Annotated in this window: 24 protein-coding genes; 14 read left to right on the plus strand and 10 right to left on the minus strand. The window is 61.7% G+C overall.

Annotation, left to right across the window (positions count from 1 at the left end):
* The first annotated feature begins 99 nt into the window (after nucleotides 1-99).
* Nucleotides 100-1,092 (plus strand): SDR family oxidoreductase, encoded by a 993-nt coding sequence (locus GTP41_RS23745; RefSeq protein ID WP_161028070.1) that lies wholly within the window; start codon nucleotides 100-102, stop codon nucleotides 1,090-1,092.
* Between the two features lies 1 nt (nucleotide 1,093).
* Nucleotides 1,094-2,134 (plus strand): non-homologous end joining protein Ku, encoded by a 1,041-nt coding sequence (gene ku / locus GTP41_RS23750; RefSeq protein WP_161028071.1) that lies wholly within the window; start codon nucleotides 1,094-1,096, stop codon nucleotides 2,132-2,134.
* A 7-nt stretch (nucleotides 2,135-2,141) separates the two neighbouring features.
* Here the strand turns inward: ku and ligD are convergent, their stop codons facing one another.
* Nucleotides 2,142-4,592 carry a DNA ligase D gene (ligD, locus tag GTP41_RS23755; protein WP_161028072.1) on the minus strand — a complete coding sequence of 817 codons (2,451 nt, stop codon included), beginning with the start codon at nucleotides 4,590-4,592 and terminating at the stop codon, nucleotides 2,142-2,144.
* 189 nt (nucleotides 4,593-4,781) lie between these two features.
* On the opposite strand from ligD, the gene GTP41_RS27220 reads away from it, so the two are divergent.
* Entirely contained in the window at nucleotides 4,782-5,033 is a 252-nt protein-coding gene (locus GTP41_RS27220) for a hypothetical protein (protein WP_202419862.1), read from the plus strand.
* Between the two features lie 90 nt (nucleotides 5,034-5,123).
* On the opposite strand, the gene blaSMB is transcribed toward GTP41_RS27220, so the two are convergent.
* The 7 genes from blaSMB to GTP41_RS23790 all read right to left on the minus strand — a co-directional run bounded on the left by blaSMB (nucleotide 5,124) and on the right by GTP41_RS23790 (nucleotide 13,658).
* Nucleotides 5,124-5,975 (minus strand): SMB-1 family subclass B3 metallo-beta-lactamase, encoded by an 852-nt coding sequence (gene blaSMB, locus GTP41_RS23760; protein ID WP_161028073.1) that lies wholly within the window; start codon nucleotides 5,973-5,975, stop codon nucleotides 5,124-5,126.
* Nucleotides 5,972-6,637, minus strand: a complete 666-nt coding sequence (locus tag GTP41_RS23765) for a purine nucleoside phosphorylase YfiH/LACC1 family protein (protein WP_161028074.1) — start codon at nucleotides 6,635-6,637, stop codon at nucleotides 5,972-5,974. The genes blaSMB and GTP41_RS23765 overlap by 4 nt, the downstream gene beginning before the upstream one ends.
* 91 nt (nucleotides 6,638-6,728) lie before the next feature.
* Nucleotides 6,729-8,141, minus strand: a complete 1,413-nt coding sequence (locus GTP41_RS23770) for an efflux transporter outer membrane subunit (RefSeq protein WP_161028075.1) — start codon at nucleotides 8,139-8,141, stop codon at nucleotides 6,729-6,731.
* A complete protein-coding gene (locus GTP41_RS23775; protein WP_161028076.1) occupies nucleotides 8,141-11,320 on the minus strand; it encodes an efflux RND transporter permease subunit in 3,180 nt (1,059 codons plus the stop codon). The genes GTP41_RS23770 and GTP41_RS23775 overlap by 1 nt, the downstream gene beginning before the upstream one ends.
* Before the next feature lie 3 nt (nucleotides 11,321-11,323).
* Nucleotides 11,324-12,535, minus strand: a complete 1,212-nt coding sequence (locus tag GTP41_RS23780) for an efflux RND transporter periplasmic adaptor subunit (protein WP_161028077.1) — start codon at nucleotides 12,533-12,535, stop codon at nucleotides 11,324-11,326.
* A gap of 107 nt (nucleotides 12,536-12,642) precedes the next feature.
* The gene (locus GTP41_RS23785) at nucleotides 12,643-13,488 is read right to left on the minus strand and encodes an alpha/beta hydrolase (RefSeq protein WP_161028078.1); all 846 of its coding nucleotides are present in this window, start codon (nucleotides 13,486-13,488) and stop codon (nucleotides 12,643-12,645) included.
* Complete coding sequence (locus GTP41_RS23790) at nucleotides 13,485-13,658, minus strand: hypothetical protein (RefSeq protein WP_161028079.1); 174 nt, start codon at nucleotides 13,656-13,658, stop codon at nucleotides 13,485-13,487. The genes GTP41_RS23785 and GTP41_RS23790 overlap by 4 nt, the downstream gene beginning before the upstream one ends.
* Before the next feature lie 169 nt (nucleotides 13,659-13,827).
* On the opposite strand from GTP41_RS23790, the gene GTP41_RS23795 reads away from it, so the two are divergent.
* Genes GTP41_RS23795 through GTP41_RS23805 form a run of 3 tightly spaced genes read left to right on the plus strand, consistent with a single transcriptional unit; the run spans nucleotide 13,828 to nucleotide 17,932 of the window.
* Nucleotides 13,828-14,775 (plus strand): LysR family transcriptional regulator, encoded by a 948-nt coding sequence (locus tag GTP41_RS23795; protein WP_161028080.1) that lies wholly within the window; start codon nucleotides 13,828-13,830, stop codon nucleotides 14,773-14,775.
* Entirely contained in the window at nucleotides 14,772-15,722 is a 951-nt protein-coding gene (locus GTP41_RS23800) for a D-2-hydroxyacid dehydrogenase (protein WP_161028081.1), read from the plus strand. The genes GTP41_RS23795 and GTP41_RS23800 overlap by 4 nt, the downstream gene beginning before the upstream one ends.
* Nucleotides 15,719-17,932, plus strand: coding sequence for a sensor histidine kinase (locus tag GTP41_RS23805; RefSeq protein ID WP_161028082.1), 2,214 nt, complete (start codon nucleotides 15,719-15,721; stop codon nucleotides 17,930-17,932). Before GTP41_RS23800 ends, GTP41_RS23805 begins: the two co-directional genes overlap by 4 nt.
* A gap of 52 nt (nucleotides 17,933-17,984) precedes the next feature.
* Here the strand turns inward: GTP41_RS23805 and GTP41_RS27515 are convergent, their stop codons facing one another.
* Both GTP41_RS27515 and GTP41_RS23810 read right to left on the minus strand, forming a co-directional pair.
* Nucleotides 17,985-18,368 carry a type II toxin-antitoxin system VapC family toxin gene (locus tag GTP41_RS27515; protein WP_371867390.1) on the minus strand — a complete coding sequence of 128 codons (384 nt, stop codon included), beginning with the start codon at nucleotides 18,366-18,368 and terminating at the stop codon, nucleotides 17,985-17,987.
* Nucleotides 18,368-18,568: a type II toxin-antitoxin system VapB family antitoxin gene (locus tag GTP41_RS23810; RefSeq protein WP_161028138.1), complete on the minus strand. Its 201-nt coding sequence runs from the start codon at nucleotides 18,566-18,568 to the stop codon at nucleotides 18,368-18,370. The genes GTP41_RS27515 and GTP41_RS23810 overlap by 1 nt, the downstream gene beginning before the upstream one ends.
* A 524-nt stretch (nucleotides 18,569-19,092) precedes the next feature.
* Here GTP41_RS23810 and GTP41_RS23815 point away from each other — a divergent pair.
* The 8 genes from GTP41_RS23815 to GTP41_RS23845 all read left to right on the plus strand — a co-directional run bounded on the left by GTP41_RS23815 (nucleotide 19,093) and on the right by GTP41_RS23845 (nucleotide 23,192).
* Complete coding sequence (locus GTP41_RS23815) at nucleotides 19,093-19,512, plus strand: hypothetical protein (RefSeq protein WP_161028083.1); 420 nt, start codon at nucleotides 19,093-19,095, stop codon at nucleotides 19,510-19,512.
* 106 nt (nucleotides 19,513-19,618) lie between these two features.
* Nucleotides 19,619-20,110: a contact-dependent growth inhibition system immunity protein gene (locus GTP41_RS28025; RefSeq protein ID WP_371867391.1), complete on the plus strand. Its 492-nt coding sequence runs from the start codon at nucleotides 19,619-19,621 to the stop codon at nucleotides 20,108-20,110.
* A gap of 43 nt (nucleotides 20,111-20,153) precedes the next feature.
* Nucleotides 20,154-20,468, plus strand: a complete 315-nt coding sequence (locus tag GTP41_RS28170) for an immunity protein CdiI family protein (RefSeq protein WP_503826760.1) — start codon at nucleotides 20,154-20,156, stop codon at nucleotides 20,466-20,468.
* Between the two features lie 43 nt (nucleotides 20,469-20,511).
* Nucleotides 20,512-21,138, plus strand: a complete 627-nt coding sequence (locus GTP41_RS23825) for a hypothetical protein (RefSeq protein WP_161028085.1) — start codon at nucleotides 20,512-20,514, stop codon at nucleotides 21,136-21,138.
* A gap of 107 nt (nucleotides 21,139-21,245) precedes the next feature.
* Nucleotides 21,246-21,671, plus strand: a complete 426-nt coding sequence (locus tag GTP41_RS23830; RefSeq protein WP_161028086.1) for a hypothetical protein — start codon at nucleotides 21,246-21,248, stop codon at nucleotides 21,669-21,671.
* Nucleotides 21,672-21,731: 60 nt separating this feature from the next.
* Nucleotides 21,732-22,130 (plus strand): hypothetical protein, encoded by a 399-nt coding sequence (locus GTP41_RS23835; protein WP_161028087.1) that lies wholly within the window; start codon nucleotides 21,732-21,734, stop codon nucleotides 22,128-22,130.
* A 130-nt stretch (nucleotides 22,131-22,260) separates the two neighbouring features.
* Nucleotides 22,261-22,491 (plus strand): hypothetical protein, encoded by a 231-nt coding sequence (locus GTP41_RS23840; RefSeq protein ID WP_161028088.1) that lies wholly within the window; start codon nucleotides 22,261-22,263, stop codon nucleotides 22,489-22,491.
* 107 nt (nucleotides 22,492-22,598) lie between these two features.
* Nucleotides 22,599-23,192 (plus strand): hypothetical protein, encoded by a 594-nt coding sequence (locus tag GTP41_RS23845; RefSeq protein ID WP_161028089.1) that lies wholly within the window; start codon nucleotides 22,599-22,601, stop codon nucleotides 23,190-23,192.
* Nucleotides 23,193-23,977: the final 785 nt, after the last annotated feature.

Raw genomic sequence — 23,977 nt, forward strand, 5'->3', positions numbered from 1 at the left:
CACAAGTTCAATCCAGACAACATCTCTTTTGTGTGTGGGAGCGCACGGTTCGCAACGGTGGCGCGGCAAATACTGGCCTTCCGAGCACAGGAGGCCGCCATGTCCAGCACCCGCGATTCACAGCAGAAAAGCAGCGCCGGCAACGCGCAGCGCGCAATCCAGCAGGAACAGGACCAGCGCGATAGGCACCGGCCACAGCACGCGGCGGAACAGGCGCCGGTGCAAGCGGGGCACCAGCCCTACCCCGCGCCGCCGCTGCCGCAGCAGCACCTGGAAAAACCCGGGCTGGAACACCAGATGGCCCTGAAGCCGCAATTCATGGCGCCCGACTATTGCGGAAGCGGCAAGCTTGCCGGCATGGCAGCGATTATTACCGGCGGCGATTCCGGCATCGGCCGCGCCGTGGCCGTGCTGTATGCGCGCGAAGGCGCCGACGTGGCCCTGGTCTACCTGCCGGAAGAGCAGCAGGATGCCGACGCAACGCGCGAGTACGTCGAGGCCGAGGGGCAGCGCTGCCTGCTGCTGCCGGGCGACGTGCGCGACCCGGCGTTTTGCCGCCAGGCCGTGGAGCAAGTGCTGCGGGCGTTCGGCCGGCTCGACATCCTGGTCAACAACGCGGCCTTCCAGGAGCATGCCGGGGCGCTGGAGGAGCTGTCGGAGGAGCGCTTCGACCTGACCATGAAAACCAATATCTACGGCTACTTCCACATGGCCAAAGCCGTGCTGCCGCACCTGAAGCGCGGCAACGCGATCATCAATACCGGCTCCGTGGTGGGCCTGCGCGGCTCGAAAGAGCTGCTGGACTATTCGACCACCAAGGGCGCCATCCACGCGTTCACCATGTCGCTCGCCGCCAACCTGCTGGAGCGCGGCATCCGCGTCAACGCGGTGGCGCCGGGGCCGGTGTGGACCCCGCTCAACCCGGCTGACCAGACGCCGGACCAGATCAAGGATTTCGGCTCCCAGGCGGATATGCACCGGCCGGCGCAACCGGAGGAAATATCCCCCGCCTTCGTCTTCCTGGCGGCGCCCTGCTGCTCCAGCTATATCAGCGGTATCGTCCTGCCGGTAACCGGCAGTGTGGGAGATTGAGATGGCACGCGCATTATGGAAAGGCGCTATCAGCTTCGGCCTCGTGCATATTCCGGTGGAGCTGCACAAGGCCGTCGAATCGCATGACCTGGATTTGACCATGCTGGATAAACGCGACTTCTCGCCCATCGGTTTCAAGCGTTACAACAAGGCGAGCGGCAAGGAAGTCACCTGGGACCATATCGTCAAAGGCTACGAGCATACGGACGGCGAGTACGTGGTGCTGAGCGACGAAGACCTGCGCCTGGCCAATCCCAAGGCGACGCAAACCATCGACATCCTGGCATTTGTGGACGCCGAGTCGGTCCCGCTGACCTTCTACGAAACGCCCTACTACCTGGCGCCCGGGCGCGGCGGCGACAAAGTCTACGCCCTGCTGCGCGAGACCCTGCGCAAGGCTGGCCGCATCGCCGTCGCCACGGTGGTGATCCGCACGCGCCAGCACCTGTGCGCGCTGGTGGCGGTGGGCGACGGCATCGTGATGAACACGCTGCGCTATGCCAGCGAGATCCGCAACCCGGAAGAACTCAAGCTGCCGGGTGATGCGGGCATCACCGACAAGGAGCTGAAGATGGCCCTGTCGCTGGTGGAGGACATGAGCGAGGAGTGGAATCCGCTGGCCTACCACGACACGTACCGCGAGGATGTGCTCAAGCTGGTGGAGAAGAAAGTGAAGGCCGGCCAGACGCACACGATTACCGAGCCCTCGGATGAAGCGCCGGCGCCAAAAGCCAGCAATGTGGTGGACCTGGTGGCCCTGCTCAAGCAAAGCCTGGGTTCGCGCGGGCGCGCCGGCGCCGCGGGCGACGAAGAAGCGCGGGAGGCGGAAGAGGAGGAAGCGGCGCCGCGCGCGCCGCGTCCACGCCGCGCCGCCGCAGGCGCAAGCAAATCGCGCAGTCCGGCAACGCGCAGCACGGCCACGGAGACCAGCACCACCAAGCGCGCCAGCTCTGCCAAGGCTGCCAAACCCGCTGCCAAGCCCGCCGCAAAACCTGCCGCCAGCGGCGCCAAAACCAGCACCAGCCGCCGCAAAGCCGCCTGATTGCGCCTCAGGCGGCGGCCGTGGCCTGGCCGACCGCCTTCATGGCAGGCGCCAGGCCGACGGCGGCTTTCGCGTAGTCCGCCCACGGGGTGTTGCCCGCGTCCAGCCGCGTATGCGCGGTGGCCACCGTCCAATGGTCGCCGCCGCGCAGACTGGCCAGCTCGTCCCAGCCGACCGGCACCGAAATCCCCAGTCCTGGCCGGGCGCGCGCCGACCAAGCCGAGACCGTGGTGGCGCCGCGGCCATTGCGCAGGTAGTCGATAAAGATCTTGCCGACCCTGTTGCGCGGACCACTCTTCGCGGCAAAGCGCTCGGGCAGGATGGCCGCCATATGCTCCACCACCTGCTTGCTGAACGCCTTCACGGTATCCCAGTCATAGTAAGGCTTGATCGGGACCACCACATGCAAGCCTTTACCGCCGCTGGTCTTGAGAAAGCATGGCAGCCCCAGTTCATCCAGGAAGCCGTGCATCAGCTGGGCCGCCTCCTGCACCTGCGTCCATTCGACGCCGCTACCGGGGTCCAGGTCGAACACGATGCGGTTCGGCTTCTCGTAGGTGCGGCCCAGGGCGTTCTGCGTATGCAGCTCGATCACGTTGAACTGCGCGGCAGAGAGCAGCGCCTCCGTCGTGCCCACCTCCAGCATCGGCGGATGCTCCGGGTCCAGCTCGCGCGGGAACTCTTTCAAGCCTTTCAGCTTGCTGACATCCGCATGCTTCTGGAAGAACAGCTCCCCGCCCACGCCGTCCGGCGCACGCACCAGCGAGACCGGGCGGCCGCGCGTGTGCTCCAGCAGCAGGTCCGCCATCAGGGCGTAATAGCGCAGCAGGTCGATTTTTTTCAGGCCGCTGGCCTGGTCGACCAGCCGGTCGGGATTGGTCACCTTCAGTGAGGCGGGCAGCTTGCTGTGCACAGTATTCTCCTCTATCGGTGCGGGCTCCTCGCGGCGTATTTCGGCGGCACGCTTGTCCTTGCGCAGCCCCTGGAATACGGCATGCCGCACCGAGCCGCCATGCGTCCACTCGCCGAAACTGACTTCCGCCACCAGCTGTGGTTTCACCCAATGCGCCCTGCGGGCAATGGCTTTGCCGGGGGCGAACGGGCTGGCGTCGGCCGCCAGGCGCTTGAGTTTCAGCGCCAGGTCGCGCAAGGTCTTGTCGTTGAAACCCGTGCCGACATTGCCGGCATAGTGCAAGGCACCGTCCGCGCCATACACGCCGAGCAGCAGAGAGCCAATGCCAGTGCGGCTGCCTTGCGGGTCAGTGTAGCCGCCAATGACAAACTCCTGGCGCTGGGCGCATTTCAGCTTGATCCAGTCGCGCGAACGGCGTTCAGTATAGGCCGAATCGCGGCGTTTGCCGATGACGCCCTCCAGGCCCATCTCGCAGGCAGCGGCAAGCAACTGCTCCGGCGGCGCCTGCAGCACGGTGCTGAGGCGGATTGTGTCGCCATCGACGTGCTCCAGCGCCGCTTGCAGCCTGGCGCGGCGCTGCTCCAGCGGCAGCGCGCGCAGGTCTTCGCCGGCGAGATACGGCGCGTCGAACATGAAGTAGACGATCTCCTTTGTGCGCCTGCCGTCGAAAGCTTGCTGCAGCAGGCCGAAGTCGGGGCGTCCCTGCGCGTTGTGAACGACGATCTCGCCGTCGTACCAGCCGTCCGGCAGACCGGCGCCGGCCAGTGCGGCCTGCAGCGGTTCCAGCTTATGCGTCCAGTCGTTGCCGTTGCGGGTGAGCAGGCGGATGTCACCGCCCTCGATACGGGCCAGCAGGCGGTAGCCGTCGTATTTGACTTCGAACAGCCAGTCCTCGGGCGCTGCGGGCGGGGAATCGGCCAGGGTGGCCAGCTCCGGCGCAAGCGACTCCGGGAGCGGCGCGGCTGCGGCGGCCGGCGCGGTCGCGGCGACGGCGGCGGGACCGAGGTGCTTCACGCTGTCGGGCATTTCATCGACCACGCTGAACTCGTCCGCGGGCCGCACGTACTGGTCCTTTTCCTTGATCAGCAGCCAGGGCTCCTTGTCCTCTCCCTTGCCGCGCATTCGCACCAGCGCCCAGCGACCGTGCATTTTGTGGCCGTGCAGCAGGAACACCAGCTTGCCGGCGCGGTAGCCCTTGCGCGGGTCCTCCAGCGGCTCCCATGTGCCGCGATCCCAGATGATCACCTTGCCCGCGCCGTACTGCTTTTCCGGGATCGTGCCTTCGAACTCGTTATAGGCGATGGGATGGTCCTCGACCTGCACCGCCATGCGCTTGTCGCGCGTGTCGTAGCTGGGGCCCTTGGGGACGGCCCAGCTCTTCATGGTGCCGTCGAGCTCCAGGCGGAAGTCGTAGTGCAGCCGCGTCGCCCAGTGCTTCTGGATGACGAAGCCCAACCGGTCCTGGCCCGGCTGGCCGCCCTCCGCGGGCTCCGGCGTCGCGCTGAAGTTGCGCTTCGCCTTGTAAGTCTTGAGTGCATCCTTCATGGCCCCACTGTACGGGGCGCACGGGGCGGCGACGGTTAAACGCCGCACCTTGTAAGCAGTTTGTGCAGATGTAAGGAGTTGTAATGCCGGTCAACTAGCCCGGCAGCGGCGCCGTTTTCTGCTCAGTGACACGGCAATAGCGCACGATACGCGAAACGATTTATACCATTTACGCCAAGGAGCCTGACCATGAAGAAGACCATCGCCACCCTGATCGCCGGCCTGTTCGCCAGCGCTGCCTTCGCACAAACTCCGGCACCAGCCGCCGCCCCGGCCACTGCCGCAGTGGCCAAACCGACGGCCGCCGCGGCAGCTTCCAGCGCCTCCAGCGCCGCATCGGCTGCGGCATCGGCGGCAACCCCAGCGCCGGCCACTCCAGCCGCCGCGACAGCCGCGCCGGCCAAGGATGCCGGCTACGACGTGAAGAAAGCCACCAAATAAGCTTCCCAGCCGGCAGCGCAGCGCCGCCGTCCCGCCTCCAAAACGGCAAGCGGCGAGCGTTGCCGGCACCCTTCCCCAACCCGTACTGGATCAGCGTTTCTCGCTGGCCAGGCGGGTTTCCAACCGTTTGCGGCCGGCCGCAGCGATGGCGCGGCAAGCACCGTTATCGACGTAGGCCGCGTTACCCTCTTTCGCCGCGCGCTGCTGGCGGCCCCACATGTCGTTCACTTCCGGATGCGCGGCGATGGCGATATCGCAGGTCAGCTTTTCAACCGCTTCGAAGCTGCTTTGCAGCGACGCCACCACTTCCGGATGCTCGCTGAACCGGTAGCTGTCGGCCGATACGGCGGTCAGGCTATCCACGAAGACCACATCCCTGCACTTGCCCGCCTCGCACGACTGCCACGACCAGGTGACGCCGCCCTCGGTATGGCCGGGCGTGCTGTGCGCCTTCACGGCCAGCGGGCCAAGCTTCACCACCTCGCCATCAGCCACCGCGCGCACCTTGGCCGCGCCGGGGAAGTTGGATAGCGAGCCGAATTGCGGATCGCTCTTGGGTGAAACGCCGCTGCGCAGGGTCTCCACATTCGCCGCGCCGCCCAGCACCGTCGCGCCGGTCAGCTTCTGCAAGGCCGAAATGCCGCCCGCGTGGTCCTCATGGGAATGGGTGCTGAGGATGTACTTCACGTCCTTCAGTTTGAAGCCCATGGAACGGATATTCGCCGCCACCACCTCCGCGCCCTTGCTAGTGGTGCCGTCCACCAGAATATGGCCCTTCGGCGAAGTCACCAGCACCGCGCTGATGCCGCCGGTGCCGACGTAGTGCGTGTTGCCGTAGATGGTGAAGGGCTGCTGCGGCGAGCTCCAATCGCGGTCCTGCGCATGTGCGACGGAGGCGACGGACGCAAAAGCGGCCAGGATAAGGGATGCGATCAGCTTCATTTTTCTCCTTTGGGGGTGATGTACAGGCCGGAATGCATTTGCGACCCACGGTCGCCGCGCCGGTAGCTGCGGTAAAACGGAGCGCCGGCAGCATCGCGCCTGCAACAGGTGCAGCCGCCGACATGTTCAATCTCGCGCACGCCCGCCGCCTGCAATTGCAGTTCAGCGACGGCGCGCAGGTCCAGGTGCCGGAAGCGCGGCACTGCCGCCGCCCCGAAGCGGCTGGCGAAGGCATCCGCCAACTCCTCGCTCACCTCATAGCAATCCACGCAAATCGTCGGCCCCACCGCCGCCACCAGGGCCGGGGCGGAAGCAGCGGCGGCCATGGCGGCGATGGCGGCGGGGATGATGTTGTCCTGCAGGCCGCGCCAGCCGGCGTGGATGGCGCCGACCTGGCTGCCGTCGCGGCGCGCCAGCAGCAATGGCACGCAGTCGGCAGTGATGATGCTGACGGGGATGCCGGGCGCGCTGGTGAAAAAGCCGTCGGCGTCGCCGATTTCTTGCCGGGCGCAGGTGACATGCTCGACTCGGGTGCCGTGCACCTGGCGCTTGGCGGGGCGCTGCGCCCAGACCGGGGCCAATGCCGCCGGGATCAGCTCGGCGGCGTTGCCGAACGCATGGCGCAGGCCGGGAATGCTGTTCAGTAGTTGCGATGTGACCATGTTATCTTCTTTGTGACATTTGTCGCAAGCATAGCGAAAAAAAACGGCGGCTGCAAGTGCAGCGCGCCGTTAAGGGCTTACCGGGAAGCGGTTAGTTCCAGTCGCCGCCGAGGGAGCGGATCAGCGCTACCGTGGTCACGGCGCGATCGCCGCGCAGTTGCACGGCATTGCGCTCGACCGCTGCCAGGTTGCGCTGGGCGTCCAGCAGGTCGAGATAGCTGGAGCGGCCGGCATCGTACAGCTTTTGCGCCAGGTCGGCCGAGCGGCGGGCGGACACCAGCGCGTCGTCGATCTGGGCGGTCTGGCCGCCCAGGATGCGCAGGCCGGCCAGGTTGTCTTCCACCTCGGCGAAGGCGCTCAGCACCGTCTGGCGGTAGCCGGCCACCGATTCTTCCAGTGCGGCTTCGCTGCGGGTGATGTTGGCGCTATTGCGGCCGCCGTCGATCAGGGGCATGGACATCAAAGCGCCCAGCACCCAGGAGCGGCTGCTCCACTTGAACACGTCGCTGAAGTGGCCGGCGGCGCCGCCGCCGCTGGCGGTGATGTTCAGCGCCGGGAACATGGCGGAACGGGCCACGCCGATGCGGGCGTTGGATGCTTCCATCGCTTTCTGGGCGGCGGCGATGTCGGGACGGCGCTCCAGCAGCGAGGACGGCAGGCCGGCCGGGATCGCCGGCAGCAGGGCCGAGTCCAGCAGCGGGCTGTTGCCCGCCGTGTAGGCGGCGGCCGGCTTGCCCAGCAGGACGGCCAGCGCGTGCTCGGTGGTGGCGCGGCGGCGCTGCAGGCCGATGGCCTCGGCGCGGGTGGTTGCCAGCTCGGTCTTGGCGCGCGAGAGGTCGAATTCGCCAATGTCGCCCAGGTCGAAGCGACGCTGGGTAACCTTGACACTCTCCTCGCGCAAACGGACCGTCTGCTCCACAGTCGCCAATTCGGCGTCCGTGGCGCGCAGGCGGAAATAGGTCTGGGCGACGTCGGCTTGCAGCGACAGCAGGATGGAGCGGTAGTTCGCTTCCACCTGCGCCGCGTCACCGCGCGCCGCCGAGACATTGCTCGATACGCGGCCGAACAGGTCCACCTCGTAGCTCGCGCTCAGCGTGGCGTTGTAGGCGGTCTGGATCGGCTGGTCGATGCCGGCGCGCGAACGCTGGCCGCCGACGCCGACGCCGATCTGCGGGATGCGGTCGGCTTCGGCCACGCCGGCGATGGCGCGCGCCTGCTTGACGCGGGCGGCCGCCACAGCCAGGTTGGCATTGTTGCGGGTGGCTTCGTTGACCAGCTCATTCAGGGCCGAGTCGCCAAAGGCCAGCCACCATTCGCCGCGCGGCTGGCGCTCGGCGTTCTGGGCTTGCTTCCAGCGGGTGCCGTCGGGGGCGGTCACCACCTGCCCTTCCTTGAAGGCGACCGGGGTCTCGATCTGCGGCTGTTTGAATTCAGGGGCGGCGCAGGCGGACAGCAGCAAGGCTGCCAGCAGCGGCGCCACGCCGCGTGCAATCATCTTTTTCATTAGTGGGTCCCTTCCAGTTGCGGGGCGTTGTCCGCCGCCGGGGATTTCTTCTCAAGGCGCTTGGCCAACGTGCGCAGCAGGACGTAGAACACCGGCGTCAGGAACAGGCCGAAGAAGGTCACGCCCAGCATGCCGGCAAACACCGCCACACCCATGGCATGGCGCATCTCCGCACCCGCACCAACCGAGAACACCAGCGGCACCACACCCATGATGAAGGCGATCGACGTCATCAGGATCGGGCGCAGACGCAAGCGGCAAGCTTCCAGTGCTGCTTCCAGGATGGTGCGGCCATGGTCTTCCAATTCGCGCGCAAATTCCACGATCAGGATCGCGTTTTTGGACGCCAACCCGACTAGCACAAAGAGCGCAATCTGCGTAAAGACGTTGTTGTCGCCACCGGTCAGCTTGACGCCAATCAGCGCGCACAGGATCGACATCGGCACGATCAGGATCACCGCCAGCGGCAGGGTCCAGCTTTCGTACTGGGCGGCCAGCACCAGGAACACCAGCAGCACGCACAGCGGGAACACGTAGATCATGGTGTTACCGGCCAGGATTTCCTGGTAGGTCAGCTCGGTCCATTCGTAGCCCATGCCCTTCGGCAGGTTTTCTTTGACGATTTCTTCCAGCGCTGCCTGGGCCTGGCCGGACGAGAAGCCTGGCGCCGGGGCACCGTTGATCTCGGCCGATACGTAGGCGTTGTAGCGCTCCACGCGGTCCGGGCCATAGCTGTCTTTGACGCGCATCAGCGACGACAGCGGGATCATCTCGCCTTTGGCGTTACGTACTTTCAGCTGGGCGATCTGCTCGGCCTGCGAACGGAACGGGGCATCAGCCTGCACGCGCACCTGGTAGGTACGGCCGAACTGGTTGAAGTCATTCACGTACAGCGAACCAAGGTTGATCTGCAAGGTCTGGTAGATGCTTTGCAGCGGCACGCCCAGTTGCTTGGCTTTGGCGCGGTCCACGTCCGCGAACAGCTGCGGCACGTTGATCTGGAAGCTGGAGAAGACACCGGCCAGGCGCTTGTCCTGCCAGGCTTTCATCTGGATCGCCTGGATGGTTTTGTACAACTCATCGTAGCCAGCGTTGTTGCGGTCTTCGATCATCATCTTGAAGCCGCCGGTGGTGCCCAGGCCATTGACTGGCGGTGGTGGGAAGACCATCACGAACGCGTCCTGCACGGCGCCCATGCGCTTGTTGATTTCCGCGGCAATCGCCTCGCCCGATTGGGACGGGTCGGTACGCTCGTGGAATGGCTTCAGCGTGGTGAACACGATACCGGCGTTCGGCGCATTGGTGAAGCCGTTGATCGACAGGCCTGGGAAGGCAACCGACGCATCCACGCCAGGGATTTCCTTGGCGATGTCGGACATCTTGCGGATCACCTGGTCAGTGCGTTCCAGCGAGGCGGCATCCGGCAGCTGGGCGAAGCCCACCAGGTATTGTTTATCCTGCGCCGGCACGAAGCCGTTCGGCACCACTTTGAACATCACGCCTGCCGCAGCAGCCAGCACCAGGTAGACAGCGACCGATGCGGTCTTGCGCTTCAGTACCGCTTGCACGCCGGTTTCATAGCTGTGCGAAGCGCGGTTAAAGAAACGGTTGAACCAAGCGAAGAAGCGGCCGAAGATCTTGTCCATCACGCGAGTCAGCGCATCTTTCGGTGCATCATGCGGGCGCAGCAGCGATGCCGACAGGGCCGGGGCCAGGGTCAGCGAGCACAGTGCCGAAATGACGGTCGAAATAGCGATGGTCAGCGCGAACTGGCGGTAGAACTGGCCGGTCAGGCCGGACACGAAGGCGATCGGTACGAACACGGCGCACAGCACCAGCGCAATCGCGATAATCGGGCCGGACACCTCTTTCATGGCCTGGATGGTGGCGTCGCGGGCCGACAGGCCGTTGGCGATATTCCGTTCCACGTTCTCCACCACCACAATCGCATCGTCCACCACGATACCGATGGCCAGCACCAGGCCGAACAGCGACAGCGTATTGATCGAGAAGCCAAAGGCGATCATCACCGCAAAAGTACCAACGATCGATACCGGCACCGCCAACAGCGGGATGATCGATGCGCGCCAGGTTTGCAGGAAGATAATCACCACCAGCACCACCAGGGCCACCGCTTCCAGCAGGGTGTGGATCACGGATTTGATCGACTCGCGCACGAACTGGGTCGGGTCATACACGATGTCGTAGGCTACGCCTTCCGGGAAGTCCTTCTTCAGTTCTTCCATCTTGGCGCGCACATTGGCCGACAGCTCCAGCGCATTGCTGTTAGGCGCTTCGAAGATACCCAGGCCGACTGCCGATTTATTATTCAGCAGGGAGCGCAACGAGTAGCTGTTGGAGCCCATTTCGATACGGGCCACATCCTTCAGGCGGGTCAGCGCGCCGTCTTCATTGGTCTTGACGATGATATCGCCAAATTCCTCGGCGCTGCTCAAACGGCCCTGGGTGTTTACGGTCAGCTGGAAGTCAGCCGCCTTGGACGGCGCAGCGCCGATCACACCAGCCGCCACCTGCACGTTCTGCTCGCGGATCGCATCGACCACGTCGGACGCGGTCATATTGCGGCCGGCGACCTTCTGCGGGTCGAGCCAGATACGCATGGCGTAATCGCCGGCGCCGAAGATCTGCACGTCGCCCATGCCTGGAATACGCGCCAGCTGGTCTTTCACGTTCAGCACGCCGTAGTTGCGCAGGTACAGGTCGTCGTAACGGCCGTTCGGCGACAGCAAGTGCACCACCATCGTCAGGTTTGGCGACGACTTCACGGTGGTCACACCGATCTGGCGCACCTCTTCCGGCAGGCGTGGCAAGGCGCGCTGCACGCGGTTCTGCACCGCGGTTTCAGCCTTGTCGACGTCGGTGCCGATCTTGAAGGTCACGGTCAGCATCAGCGCGCCATCGGAGGTGTTTTGCGAGGACATATACAGCATGTTCTCAACACCGTTGATCTGCTCTTCGAGCGGCGCGGCGACAGTTTCCGCAATTACTTTCGGGTTCGCACCCGGATACACGGCACGCACCACAACGGATGGCGGCACCACTTCCGGGTATTCGGAGACGGGCAGCTTGAAGATCGAGATCAAGCCCGCTACGAAGACAATGATCGATAGAACCGCCGCGAAGATCGGTTTATCGACAAAGAAGCGAGAGAAATTCATACATTATTCCTTGGAGGTTTTGGCTTCGGTGGCGGCGACTTTCTGCGCGGCTGCCATCGGGTCAAACGTCATATCAACCATTTCCGGCGTGATCGGCGCGCCAGGGCGCACGCGTTGCAGGCCGTTGACGACGATCTTCTCGCCTGCTTTCAGGCCGTTGCGCACCACGCGCAGGCCATCCACGTTGGGGCCCAGCACCACCGGGCGGTATTCGGCCTTGTTGCCGGCGCCCACCACGAACACGAATTTGCGGTCCTGGTCGGTGCCCACGGCGCGGTCGTTGATCAGCAGGGTTTGCTGGGTGGCGGTGCCGCCGTCCAGCTGGACGCGGGCGAACAGGCCGGGCACCAGGGCGCGGTCCTTATTGTCGAAGGTGGCGCGCATGCGGACCGAGCCGGTGCGCACGTCGAGCTGGTTGTCGACGAATTCCAGCTTGCCCTCATGCGGGAAGCCGGTTTCGTTGGCCAAACCGACCTTCACGGTGACCGGCTGGCCTTTGTGGGCCTGGCCGCCAACGCGCAGGAAGGTGCTTTCGTCGCCGTCGAAGCTGGCGTAAATCTTGTCGAGCGAGACCACGCTGGTCAGCACCGCGGCCGGGTCGACCAGGTTGCCAAGGGTGATTTCGGCTTTGGACACGCGGCCGTTGATCGGCGATACCACCTGGGTGTAGGACAGGTTCAGGCGCGCGGCTTCCGCGGCGGCGGCGGCGGCGCGGGCGCTGGCGTCCAGCTCCTTCAAGGCCGAGGCGCGTTCGTCGAACTCGCGCTGCGCGATCGCTTTATCGGCCAGCAGGCGTTCGGCACGGGCCAGTTCCAGCTTGGCCAGGTCGGCCTTGGCGCGCGCCGAATTGGCGGCGGCCTCGGCACGGCTGGCTTCAGCCTGGAATGGACGGGCGTCGATCACGAACAGCACATCGCCTTTTTTCACTTCGCTGCCAGGCTTGAAATTCACCGCGGTGATAAAACCGCTGACGCGCGGGCGGATTTCGACGTGTTCAATGGCTTCGATACGGCCGGAGAACTCCTGGGTTTCAGCGACGGATTTCTGCACCACGACCGCTGCCGATACCGGCGGGCCGCCGGCTGCAGGCGCCTGGCTTTCAGTCGCCTTGCTGTTGGCATCGCAGCCGGACAGGATGGCAGCCGCCAGCCCGCCCACAGCCAACGCGGCAACCAGCGGTCGCACAAGAGTGGTCATTCGATTCATCTTTTTCATTTCTTAACCTCTTGGGGGTGATAATTCGTTGGAAAATTTTGGCAAAAAGGAGCCCCTGTGCCTCGCAGGCACTTTTTTTCTGATGCTTCTGTTATATGGAAACGGCGTTACGCTGCGGGGGTTTCCGACCCGTCAATAGCACTGATAAAACTAGCCATCTCTTTTAGCGCAAAACCCCTGCACGCGCATTCATTCCTGGCTCCCGGCTCCTGCAGTGGGGCCGGTGGCATGCGTCTGACTGTAGTTTTGACTCCGCAGGCGATCAGTTTCGCCCCGTATTGTTCTGCTTCATCCCGTAAGGGATCATCCTCGGCCGACAAGATCAGGGCCGGCGGCAAATTCTTCAGGCGGCTTGACTGCAGCGGCGAGGCATATGGGTGGGCGCGGTCAGCGGCATTCGGCAGGTAGCCGCGATAAGCCTGGGCGCAGGTGTCGGCCAGTTTCATCTGGTCTGGACAGTTCGGCACATCGCGCATGGAACAAGTGGTCAAGCCCGGGTCGAGCATCGGCATGATCAGAATCTGGCCGGCCAGGGCCGGGCCGCCGCGGTCGCGCGCCATCAGCGCGGAGACAGCCGCCAGGTTGGCGCCCGCTTCAATGCCGGCGGTCAGCAGCTGCTTGCCGCTCCAGGCCAGCTTGGCCTTGTTCTTCTTGGCCCAGGCCAGCACGGCGTGCGCGTCTTCCACTGCCGCCGGGAACGGGCTGACCGGCGCCAGGGTGTAATTGGTGGCCAGGATGACGTGGCCGGGGTTGCACGCTACCAGGTGGCGCAGGAATTCGTCCGCCTCCTCCAGGTCGCCGGCCACAAAGCCGCCGCCATGGAAGAAAACGATCAGGGCGTCGCGCTTAGCGGACGAATTCCCGGCCAGGTAGAGGCGCGCAGCGAGCGGGCCTTGGGCGCCACGCACTTCCAGTTCGCGGATTTTCAGTTCCGCCGGTGCCTGTGCGGTCATTCGCCCGCCTCCGCGCTGGCAGATGCCAACATAGCAGTTGCCGGTGCGGTGGCGGCGCCGAAGCCGACCTTGGCGCCGTGTGCGAATTCGTCGGTATGCAGGACGCCTGCCAGGGCGATGGCGCCCAGCGCCAACGAAACCATTGCAAAGAATCCATCTCGGTTACTCATGATTGCTTCCTTTCCTTAAAAACTAAAGCCACTGTAAACATTCCCATCGCGGGAGGGTCAAGTGTCTTTTTTATGCTGCAATACGGTAATAATAAACTTCCTCTAGAATAAGAAAAATACACTAATGTTGAATTGATTGTTCAGAATCCCGAACAATGAGGCATAACTCATGAATAAGCTCCAAGCAATGGAAGTCTTTGTGCAGGTGGTCGACGCCGGCGGCTTTACGCGCGCGGCGGAAAACCTGCAGCTGCCCAAAGCCACCGTCTCGACCCTGGTGGCCGGCCTGGAAGCGACGCTCTCGGTCAAGCTGCTGCACCGGACCACGCGCCAGGTTTCCGTCACGGCGGACGGCGCGGCCTACTATGAGCGCTGCCTGCGCATCCTGTCCGACGTCAAGGACGCCGAGGAGTCGCTGTCGCGCAGCCGCCTGAACCCGAGCGGCCGCCTGCGGGTGGATGCGCCGACCGGGCTCTCGGCGGAATTGCTGGTGCCGGCCCTGCCCTCCTTCTTTGAACGGTACCCGGATATCCAGCTGGAACTCGGTTGCAGCGACCGCATCATCGATTTGATCGAAGAAGGCGTCGATTGTGCAGTGCGGGGTGGCCAATTGGGCGATTCCAGCCTGATCGCGCGGCGCGTCGGCATGCTGAATTTCGTCACCTGCGCGGCGCCCTCCTATCTTGAACGCTACGGCACGCCGAGCCACCCGCACGACCTGGAGCGGCACCGGGTCATCAACTATTTTTCGTCCAAATCGGGCCGGGTCTACCCTTGGGACTACACGCGCGACGGCGAACGGATCGAATTGACGCTGCCGGGCCGCATCGCCCTGAACGATTCGAACGCCTATTTCCAGGCCGGCCTGGCGGGCCTGGGCATTATCATGCTGACCGATGTGCAATTGGCCAACCGTGGCGGCGAGGGCAAACTGGTGCGGGTGCTACAGGATTGGACGACCGAGCCGGCGCCGATCCATGTGGTGTACCCGCAGAACCGCCACCTGTCGGCCAAGGTGCGCGTTTTTGTTGAATGGGTGGCAGACCTGATGGCGGCCCATCCCCACTTGCGGCTGCGGCCCATGGCCGCGCCCGCCCCACAGGAGCTGACTGTATGAGCGAGCGTATTGTTTTCCTGGACCGCGACAGCATCATCGCCGATATCCGGCGCCCGCGCTTTGCGCACGAGTGGGCCGAGTACCCTGCTTCCACGGCGGCGCAGGCCATCGAGCGGCTGCAGGGCGCTACCATCGCCATCAGCAACAAGGTGCCGCTGCGCGCCGAAGCGCTGGCCGCGCTGCCGGACTTGAAAATGATCGCGGTGGCCGCCACCGGCACCGACAATGTGGACCTGGCGGCGGCGCGCGAGCGCGGCATTGTGGTCGCCAATATCCGCGGCTACGCGCACGCCGCCGTGCCGGAGCATACCTTCGCCCTGATCCTGGCCCTGCGCCGCCAGTTGCTGGCCTACCGCGCCGATATCGAGGCGGGGCTGTGGGAACAGTCGCCGCGCTTCTGCCTGTTCCACCACCCGATCCGCGACCTGCACGGCAGCCGCCTTGGCTTGCTGGGCTATGGTGAACTGGGGCGCCAGGTGGCGCACCTGGGCCGCGCCTTCGGCATGGAAGTCGCGGTGCACACACGCACACCGACCGACGATGCGGGCGTGCGCAATGTGGGCTGGGACGAGCTGCTGGAGACATCGGACGTACTTAGCCTGCATGCCCCGCTGACCGACGCCACGCGCAACATCGTCGGCGCGGCGGAGCTGGCGCGCATGAAGCCGAGCAGCATCCTGATCAACACGGCGCGCGGCGGGCTGGTGGACGAGGCGGCGCTGGCCAATGCTTTGCAGCGCGGCGTCATCGCCGGCGCGGGCTTCGACGTGCTGTCGAAGGAACCGCCGACGCCGGACAATCCCTTATTACGCCTGCGCTTGCCCAATTTCCTGCTGACGCCACATTCGGCCTGGGCCAGCGGCCAGGCCATGCAGGGCCTGGCCGACCAGTTGATCGACAATATCGAAGCCTTTGCCGCTGGCCATCCAGCGCATCGCGTCGCATGAAGCGACTGCGCTACAAGGCGGGCCTGGGCGCCCATCTCGCCATCGCCTTCTGCGCGCTGGCGATCATCATGGCCGCCGCGCTGGCGGAAGTGATCGCGCGCACCGCCAGCAGTCAGGTCAAAGAGGATATCGGCAGCGCGCTGGCGGAGCTGGCGCAGCAAACGTCCGATAAGCTGGACCGCGATATGTTTGAGCGCTACCGCGAGGTGCAGCTACTGGCGCAGCGGCCCGATATGGGCTCCGCCGCCAGTGCGGCCGCGCGCCGCGCCACGCTGGAACAGCACCAGCGCAGCTATCCGCACTACGCCTGGATCGGTCTGACCGAGCGCGATGGCAAAGTGGTCGCCGCCACCCAGGGCATGCTGGAAGGCGCCAACGTCGGCGCGCGGCCCTGGCACCGCAATGCGCTGACCGGCGTGAATGTGGGCGACGTCCACGAGGCCGTGCTGCTGGCCAAGCTGCTGCCGGCGCAGGGGCCAGAGCCGCTACGTTTCGTCGACCTCGCCTTCCCGCTGGCCGACGGCAGCGGCGTGCTGGGCGCGCACCTGTCGTGGCAATGGGCGCGCGAGCTTGAGCGTTCCGTCCTGGCGCCTGCCAGCGCGCGCCGGCAGGTAGAAGCGATCATCATCGACCGCCAGGGCAAAGTCCTGCTCGGACCAGCCGGCCTGCTCGGCAAAAACCTGCCGCCTGCCGCCGCCAAGCCGGCCTCCACGCCGGCGAGCGTCGCTGGCGACGCAGCCGGCGGCACTGGGCTCGCGGGCTACGTGGTCGAACGCTGGCCGGATGGCGGCGACTACCTGACCGGTTACGCCAGCACACGCGGCCACGGCGCCTATCCGGGCCTGGGCTGGACCGTGCTGGTGCGCCAGAGCGTGGACACCGCCTGGGCGCCCGTGCGCGCCATGCAGCACCGCGCCTGGGGCCTGGGCCTGCTGATGGCCGTGCTGTTCTCCCTCTGCGCCTACCCGCTGGCGCGCCGCATCGCCCGCCCCCTGCGCGAACTGGCCGCCGCCGCAGACCGCATCCGCCACGGCGAGGCAGCCACCCTGCCCCACCTGGCGCCTTACGGTGAGATCCAGGCCCTGAGCCGCACCCTGAACGCCCTGGTCGCCAACCTGGAAGGCCGCGTCTCCGCCCGCACCACGCAGCTGCGCGACGCCATGCAGCGCATTGCCGCCATCATCGACAGCGCACAGGACGCCTTCATCGCCATCGACCCCGACGGCCAAATCACCGACTGGAACCCCGCCGCCGCACGCATGTTCGGCTGGAGCCGCGAGGAAGCCATTGGCAAGAGCTATATCGAACTGCTGGTGCCGCAGCGCTTCCAGTCGCAGCAGCTCGACGCGCTGGCCGCCGCGCGCGGCAGCGACAGCGCCGCCTTCGGCCACCGCCTTCAGCGCACCCTGATCCGGCGCGACGGCGAAGAACTGGTCGTCGAAGCGACCATCAGCCGCCCCGCCAACGCCATGTTCAGTGCCTTCCTGCACGATATTTCCGAGCGCCGCCAGGTGGAGGAAATGAAGAACGAGTTCATCGCCACCGTCTCGCACGAGCTGCGCACGCCGATGACCTCGATCCGGGCCTCGCTCTCCATGCTGGCCGACGGCGGCGCCGGCGAGCTCCCGCAGGACGTGCAGCTATTGGTGAACATCGCCTACCAGAGCAGCGAGCGCCTGGTGCGGCTGGTGAACGACGTGCTCGATATCGAAAAGATCGAAGCCGGCAAAATGGAATTCCGCAACGACGAACTGCCGGTCGGGCCGCTGCTGGACGACGCGCTGGACGCCGTGCGCGGCAGCGCCGCCCAGCGCCCGGTGGAGCTGGCGCGCGAAGGCGAAGCGGCTGGTTTGAAAGTGCGCGGCGACCACGACCGCCTGGTGCAGGTGCTGGTCAACCTGCTGTCCAACGCCATCAAATACTCGCCGCAGTACAACTGCGTGACGCTGGCCTGCGAAGGCACCCCGGAAGGCGTGCGCCTGTCGGTCAGCGACAACGGCAGCGGCATCCCGGAAGCTTTCCACTCCCGCGTGTTCGCGAAATTCGCCCAGGCCGACAGCTCGGACACACGCCTGAAGGGCGGCACCGGCTTGGGCCTCGCCATCTGCCGCGCCATCGTTGAACAGCATGGCGGCAAAATCGGCTTCGAAACTGAGGAAGGCGTCGGCACCACCTTCCACGTCACGCTGCCGGCGCTGGCTGATGGATAGGGTTCATGAGCCTGCCACTTGTCGATTCTTGATGGCGCCAGGCGGTATTCCTTCAATGCGCGGCCGGCAAGTAGGCTATATTGAAACGTGACGCCAGATTAACAAGACGTCTATCCATGGTCCAAAGCTTCGCACCTGTCGTCATAAGCGTTGAAGCCAGCAGGACCATATCAATTAGTCCACATCCCTTCCCGTAAAGAGACTCACGTTCAATAAGCTCCCTTGTCTCACGCAGCCCCGCGAGTTGCGACGTGGCCAATAAACTCAAGTCGCTAAGTGTACGGTCTCGTGGCGACGGAGGCGTGCCACAGGCAATTTCGCCCACAATCATCGGGTGCGTAATTACTCGATCCTGGGTGAGCAAGGAAATCAGTTCAGGATTGCTGTTCCGGAAGTGGCCAACCCACACGGACGTATCGACAAGCACTGCACTCACTAAGTTGCCTCTGGCACGCCGCGTGGAATATCAGGCATTCCCGGCGACGCGCCGCCCAAGGCTGCCAGTCGCTGTGCGGCACGCACGCGTACGAAGGTCTTAATGGCCTCGCGGAACAGATCCGCCTTATCCATAGCCGGGTCGGCAACTTCAAGCGCCTTGTTATACAGCTCGTCATCTATGGTTACGGTGGTTCTCATGACAGCCTTCTGCGAATCGGAAATGATGTCATTTTGCATCAGCCGGGGCATCATAACAAGGAAAACCCGGAGGTCCAAATAAGATACGTGGTAATGGCGGAGCTTAATCGATCTCGTTTGAACTCCGTAACACCGGAAAGACTGCTACCACGCCCGAGTTCTTGCCTTGCAGCTTCGCGCATGGCGTGACAATGTGCGAGCCTTTCTGGCAGGCAAGATGATACTCTCTGTTGGGATGAGCGAGTTTAGGCATAAACTACTCTAAAGGACCATAGCCGGCCAAATGCGGCCGTTCAAACCAGACGGCTACCATATGCCAATTCGCGAACCTGCATGATACATTGCCAATTTGCAAATACTGATACGTTAAAATTCACAGAAATATGATGTTCTTCAATCTTCCCATCAAAAGTGAGGTCCCAATAGTTGCGCCAGCTGACTCTTGCTGTAATTGTGGCTCCACTTCTAGCATACAGTCCAAAGATACCGACCTCCGTCGTATGCCCCTTATGGGATTAGCTGGCGTGGAGATTAAGGTTGTTCTGCCATTTCCATATTGTGAGATCTGCGCCATCACAGCAAACCGTCGGAGGCCATCTGTTCTGGGAGTGATCGCGGTGTCGTCGCTGTTGTCACTTATATTTGGGATGTTCTGGATTTTCTTTGGCCCACAATTACCCGAAGAGCAGATCATCTACATGGTGGTGCCTATCCTGATTGCGTTGAGTTTTTCGTTGGTGCTGGGTTCCTACGCGCTTCGGAAACGATCGAAAGGGCAAACCAGTTTTTACCAGCCGGTCAAACTCAAGAAGACTGGACATAGGTGGCCCGCTGATGTCACAGGCCTTGAGCTCGCGTTCACGAATCCGCAATACGCTCAGAAATTTTCACTCGCAAATCAATCTGTGCTTGTCGCGAAAAAGCTAAAGGTATCAAGTGCATAGATGATTGCTTCTAGACGGCCGTCGCCGGCCAATTGCGGTCGTCACATAAATAGCAGGACCTGGATTCTCAAAGACAGCACGGACACAAAGACCTTTAAGTGAACTGATGAACACGGTTACGAATAAGCGATGGGCATCGGTCTACTCGAACGAAAGGCTGATCTGCATGCAAACCCATTCAGGCCTTCGCGTCTCAGCGTCCGATCCAGCTGGTTTACAGCTCATATATGATACCAATGAGTCGCCTGAAATGCTTGGACAAGGCTTACTTCAAGCCTTAGCTGCTAGCCGTGTCTTGAACCTCGATGAGGCACGCCAGTTTTTCGAGTCGAGCAGTATGAAACAACGGTATGAAAATTGGGTCACTCGACTTTTGCAGCATGTCGGAAGCGGTGACAGAATAAAGTTGTTCGAAAAAATGAAGCACTGCTCAGTTGTATGCGAAAGCGATTTGATCTCTATTCGACCCACGATACATGATGAGATTGAGGGATGGAGTGGTTCGAAGCAGTTAGAATCGGTTCAAGTGAGTAGGCTTGCATCGGCGGCCGAAGTCGGGCAAGGCATCTTGCTTGCATTATCACGCAGCCAAGGCTAGCCTAGCTTTCGGCCAACAGCCGACATACGAACTTGTGAGCCACATGGAAATATATAAGCTGCGATTTTCTTTCGATCCAGGTTCTGGCGTTTGCCTTTGGTCCGAAAATGAACTGGCCAGAGATAGGTTCGGATATCCTGTTGAGTTGGACAGCCTCGAAGTTACGCCGTCTGTGAAGCAGCGGGCGGAAGAACTGATAGCACGATTTGATACGTCCCTGGATTGGAGTGCCCCGGCAGGGCCTTCACTATGGTCAGGTGTGAAACGTGAGCATTTTCTGGCTGATGCTGCCGGCTTGCTCCGGTCACTTCAGGAATGCCTAGGGGCTGGCTTTGAGATACGAGATTGCAGCCGCTGACCTGGGCCGGCCATAAAAAGACACCGACGAAATGAATCGCCGAATGAAAGTATTCACTCTTTGGATTGCGCTTGGGTTTGCTAGCCAAGCTTGGGCAGCTGACGTGGATTGCTTTCGAGCCAGGAGCGATGGCGCTGCTTTCATAGCGGTGGACTCGCCAGAATTGCTTGCGACCGCCGCAGACCGTAGTTCTAAGACGACGTCGGTCTCATTTGGAGATCGGACGTGCGTGCTATCAGTTGCAACGGTCAATGGAGAAAAATGGGTATTCGTTCGAGGATACTGGATAGGTATTGATCGTCGGCCTCTTCAGGGGTGGTTACCTCTTGATGTGATCGCATATCGCAATAAGCTCGTCCGTCACCAAAACGTGCGTGTGCAGGCAGTAGATGTTGAGATTGGAGATTACTTCGCCCAATACGCAGTCAAGAAGGGAGGCGCCTTTACGGTCCATCAATCGGTGTCAGAGCATAAGTGTAGGAAGTCTGAGATTCCGAATGAATATGGAGCCTGTGAGGATGTAGTCACCGTCCACGGATATTTCTATGGCAAGGGGAGACTTGCAATCGCAGTTTCAGAAAAATATGGCGAGTTTGACATTTTCAAGCTAGCTAGCGATGGCACGTTATGCCCTTGGCAGTATGGAAATCCGCCTGATGCTTGCCGCTAGTGGCTGTAGTCAACATAGGCACCGCCTGTGAGCGGCGAAGACCAGACGAACAGACAATAAAACCAAGTGGTTGTCACCGATCGGTGGCTTCACTAGAAAGCAACGCTATGCTCACCACGAGCGAAGAAAAATGGTTGAGGATCATGACATCAACCGGAGCCATACTGCCGGTTGAGGCACTGCATGGATTTTTCGAGGAATCATTGTCGCGCTGGGAGCAATATAAGGGTGCCAGGCATCCCAACTGGTCGACCGTTTTGGGCTGGATACGAATTGCGAGCGAATTCGAAATGCCGGAAGATGCCAAGGCAATTCTTGCTACTGGACCGTTAGAGCGAAGGCTTGAGGTTGCGCGAGCCTACCTGGCATGGAGCCGCCACGATTCCACTCAGGGGCACGCAAATCCATACGAGCCGCTGCTTTCGTTCTTTCATCACGGCGGGACATGGACTCGTCCGGAAAACGGGATTCTTGATATCTATGATGCGTCGGGCGGAAAGTGTGGAGTCATTATCCAAAGGGCGAGGCCCTAATCCTCATGTGTGAACGCCTTCGGCCAAAACCCGACACTTCATTGATCTACAGAAACCGCTTTGAACACAACGCTACCTCTCAAGCAACTCATTAATATGCGGGTATCGCACGTCTGGTTCTCAGACCATTCGATTTGTTACCTCGAACTCGGAGCGCTGGCTCCAGGGCGCATGCGAAAGAACGGGACTGTCGGGAATCCGCGTGGTGAGGCGACCGTGTTCATGGGATACGATTGGTTCATCAAAGGATCCGACTTTGAATTCTCGCGCAAGGACCTGCACCCTCAGCAAGATAAGCTGGATGCCTTGACCACCAAAATTGTTGGCGCGTCGATTGAATCCGCATCGTTATCAGAGGGCGGCAATGAAGTGGAAATTTCGCTGTCGGTGGGATATACGATCGCGTCCATTAGTCCTGACAATGATGGGCCAGATTGGAGCGTAACCTTCAACAAATAGCATTGATTGACGGCAGGCGCGATTCCGTTCGAAGTGAGAATTCGCGGATCTTGGGCACGGGCGAAATGCTATCCTTCACGCCTCGCCGACGCTTTCGGCCAATTGCTGCCTGCTAATATAGGGAAATGAAGTGGATCGTAATAGTGCTGAAGAGCTGATGGCCATTTATGGACGTGTCGGTGTCGCGTTGAATGATGCATGCAATCTAGTTCACAACCTTCCAGAGACTGAGCGAGCTGAGCATATGCGCGGACTTGGTGAAGTTATGGGAGACCTCTGGTTTAAGCTCCAATTACCCGTCGTGCGTGAACATCGGGATCTGGATCCGGACGGCGATCGATTTCAAAAACGTGAAGAATAGTATTCGTCCCAGTCCGGCCAATACCGGACACGCAAAATTTTATTCTCAATCTGCGAAATTAATATCAGTGTAAAGCAATTGGTTACAAGAAGAGGAACACGCTCGGTTTGAAGATCACAACTGCGGCCGCAATTTTCTGCTTGGCCGGGATGGCTATAGGCGTCCTTACTTACGCAGCGAATCGTCCCGACTTTATTCCTACATCCGAGCTTGAATGGCCAATGGTGGCCACTTCTCTTTTAGTGATGTTCGGCCTTGCTCATTCCTTCGCGCGCAAACCTCTTGAAAAACTTAAGGACGGTTTAGAGAAGAGGAACGGCAAGACGATTGCAAGCACGATTTTAAGTTTTGCGGTTGCTGGCGCTTTCGTCTGGTTCCTTGCACTTGAGTTCTTTTCCGGTCCTTTGAGTTATCTGTCACACATGAGCATTGCTGAGACAGACGCAGTAAGAACTATTGCGGTTACCGCTGCGAGCCCATACAGTCATCGGCGTTGCCGAAATCACGCGGTCCTTCAACTGGGCGGCGATGCTATCTGGGCGTCTAGGCTTTGCCACATATCTGACCGCGAAACAGGGCAGCTCAGTCGAGGTGGAACAATCAGGGCGCATGGTGTGTTCACACGGTATGGCATGCAGATCAAGTCGTTTGAAGTTGTCTCGTCAGGAAAGGGGAACGAAGCGATTTCTATTCTAGAATAGGAAAGCTACCGGTCCCGGCCATAAGCAGTCTCTAGCAGGAACTGAGTTTCCAAACTAAGTAGGTGTATATGAAATTGATGAGAAATGCATTCCTAACGCTTACCCTTGTATCTTTGATAGGCGGTTGCTCCCATGCGACGCTTACAGGTGATGCAGGATCAGTAGGAGTCACAGGGAGTGTAGTAGCTGAGCATGAAGCTCTCGGGAATGGTAAGCATATGCTAGTAGTTACAGCATCCCCGGCTTTGGCTGAAACTGAGGGGTCAATCGAGCAGCGAATACTCATCCATGCCCAACGGGAAGCTGCCCGAATCTGCACAGGAAAATTTGAATTTATCGTGACCCCGAATGGCGTCGTTCCTCTTGCAGCAGGTTTTATGAAACGGTCACGCAGCTACGTATTTCTTTGCTCGTGAGGTATTTCAGCTGAGGAAGATTGCAGAATCTGTCTTTGCCCGCCCATTGGCGGATGCTTGACGGCACCGCCGCCTGTACCCCCAGATCAGTGGCGCTAACGCCCATATGAGGACAATTGACGATCCGTCGCTTGAATAACAACTAAATCCATATGACTTTGACTCCGGAATTGGCGGACGCAATCGCTATAAATTTCGTACTACCGATACTTTGTGTCTTTGACAAAGAAACATCCCAGCGAATTCAAGCAGACGTTGTGCTTATGTGCGCTGAGGGTGTGGCAAGGAGAGAAGTTCAATCGAACGTTAGTCCCTTGCCACCGACTGCAAAGGGGGAAGTTCGAATTGTGATTCGGGAGGCATATGACC

Source organism: Pseudoduganella guangdongensis, assembly GCF_009857475.1.
Lineage (GTDB): Bacteria > Pseudomonadota > Gammaproteobacteria > Burkholderiales > Burkholderiaceae_D > Rugamonas > Rugamonas guangdongensis.

Excerpts from the sequence above, each read along its gene's own strand:
- GTP41_RS23745 (WP_161028070.1), top strand. The coding sequence starts at position 100 with ATGTCCAGCACCCGCGATTCACAGCAGAAAAGCAGCGCCGGCAACGCG.
- ku (WP_161028071.1), top strand. The coding sequence starts at position 1,094 with ATGGCACGCGCATTATGGAAAGGCGCTATCAGCTTCGGCCTCGTGCAT.
- ligD (WP_161028072.1), bottom strand. The coding sequence starts at position 4,592 with ATGAAGGATGCACTCAAGACTTACAAGGCGAAGCGCAACTTCAGCGCG.
- GTP41_RS27220 (WP_202419862.1), top strand. The coding sequence starts at position 4,782 with ATGAAGAAGACCATCGCCACCCTGATCGCCGGCCTGTTCGCCAGCGCT.
- blaSMB (WP_161028073.1), bottom strand. The coding sequence starts at position 5,975 with ATGAAGCTGATCGCATCCCTTATCCTGGCCGCTTTTGCGTCCGTCGCC.
- GTP41_RS23765 (WP_161028074.1), bottom strand. The coding sequence starts at position 6,637 with ATGGTCACATCGCAACTACTGAACAGCATTCCCGGCCTGCGCCATGCG.
- GTP41_RS23770 (WP_161028075.1), bottom strand. The coding sequence starts at position 8,141 with ATGAAAAAGATGATTGCACGCGGCGTGGCGCCGCTGCTGGCAGCCTTG.
- GTP41_RS23775 (WP_161028076.1), bottom strand. The coding sequence starts at position 11,320 with ATGAATTTCTCTCGCTTCTTTGTCGATAAACCGATCTTCGCGGCGGTT.
- GTP41_RS23780 (WP_161028077.1), bottom strand. The coding sequence starts at position 12,535 with ATGAAAAAGATGAATCGAATGACCACTCTTGTGCGACCGCTGGTTGCC.
- GTP41_RS23785 (WP_161028078.1), bottom strand. The coding sequence starts at position 13,488 with ATGACCGCACAGGCACCGGCGGAACTGAAAATCCGCGAACTGGAAGTG.
- GTP41_RS23790 (WP_161028079.1), bottom strand. The coding sequence starts at position 13,658 with ATGAGTAACCGAGATGGATTCTTTGCAATGGTTTCGTTGGCGCTGGGC.
- GTP41_RS23795 (WP_161028080.1), top strand. The coding sequence starts at position 13,828 with ATGAATAAGCTCCAAGCAATGGAAGTCTTTGTGCAGGTGGTCGACGCC.
- GTP41_RS23800 (WP_161028081.1), top strand. The coding sequence starts at position 14,772 with ATGAGCGAGCGTATTGTTTTCCTGGACCGCGACAGCATCATCGCCGAT.
- GTP41_RS23805 (WP_161028082.1), top strand. The coding sequence starts at position 15,719 with ATGAAGCGACTGCGCTACAAGGCGGGCCTGGGCGCCCATCTCGCCATC.
- GTP41_RS23810 (WP_161028138.1), bottom strand. The coding sequence starts at position 18,568 with ATGAGAACCACCGTAACCATAGATGACGAGCTGTATAACAAGGCGCTT.
- GTP41_RS28025 (WP_371867391.1), top strand. The coding sequence starts at position 19,619 with ATGAACACGGTTACGAATAAGCGATGGGCATCGGTCTACTCGAACGAA.
- GTP41_RS28170 (WP_503826760.1), top strand. The coding sequence starts at position 20,154 with ATGGAAATATATAAGCTGCGATTTTCTTTCGATCCAGGTTCTGGCGTT.
- GTP41_RS23825 (WP_161028085.1), top strand. The coding sequence starts at position 20,512 with ATGAAAGTATTCACTCTTTGGATTGCGCTTGGGTTTGCTAGCCAAGCT.
- GTP41_RS23830 (WP_161028086.1), top strand. The coding sequence starts at position 21,246 with ATGCTCACCACGAGCGAAGAAAAATGGTTGAGGATCATGACATCAACC.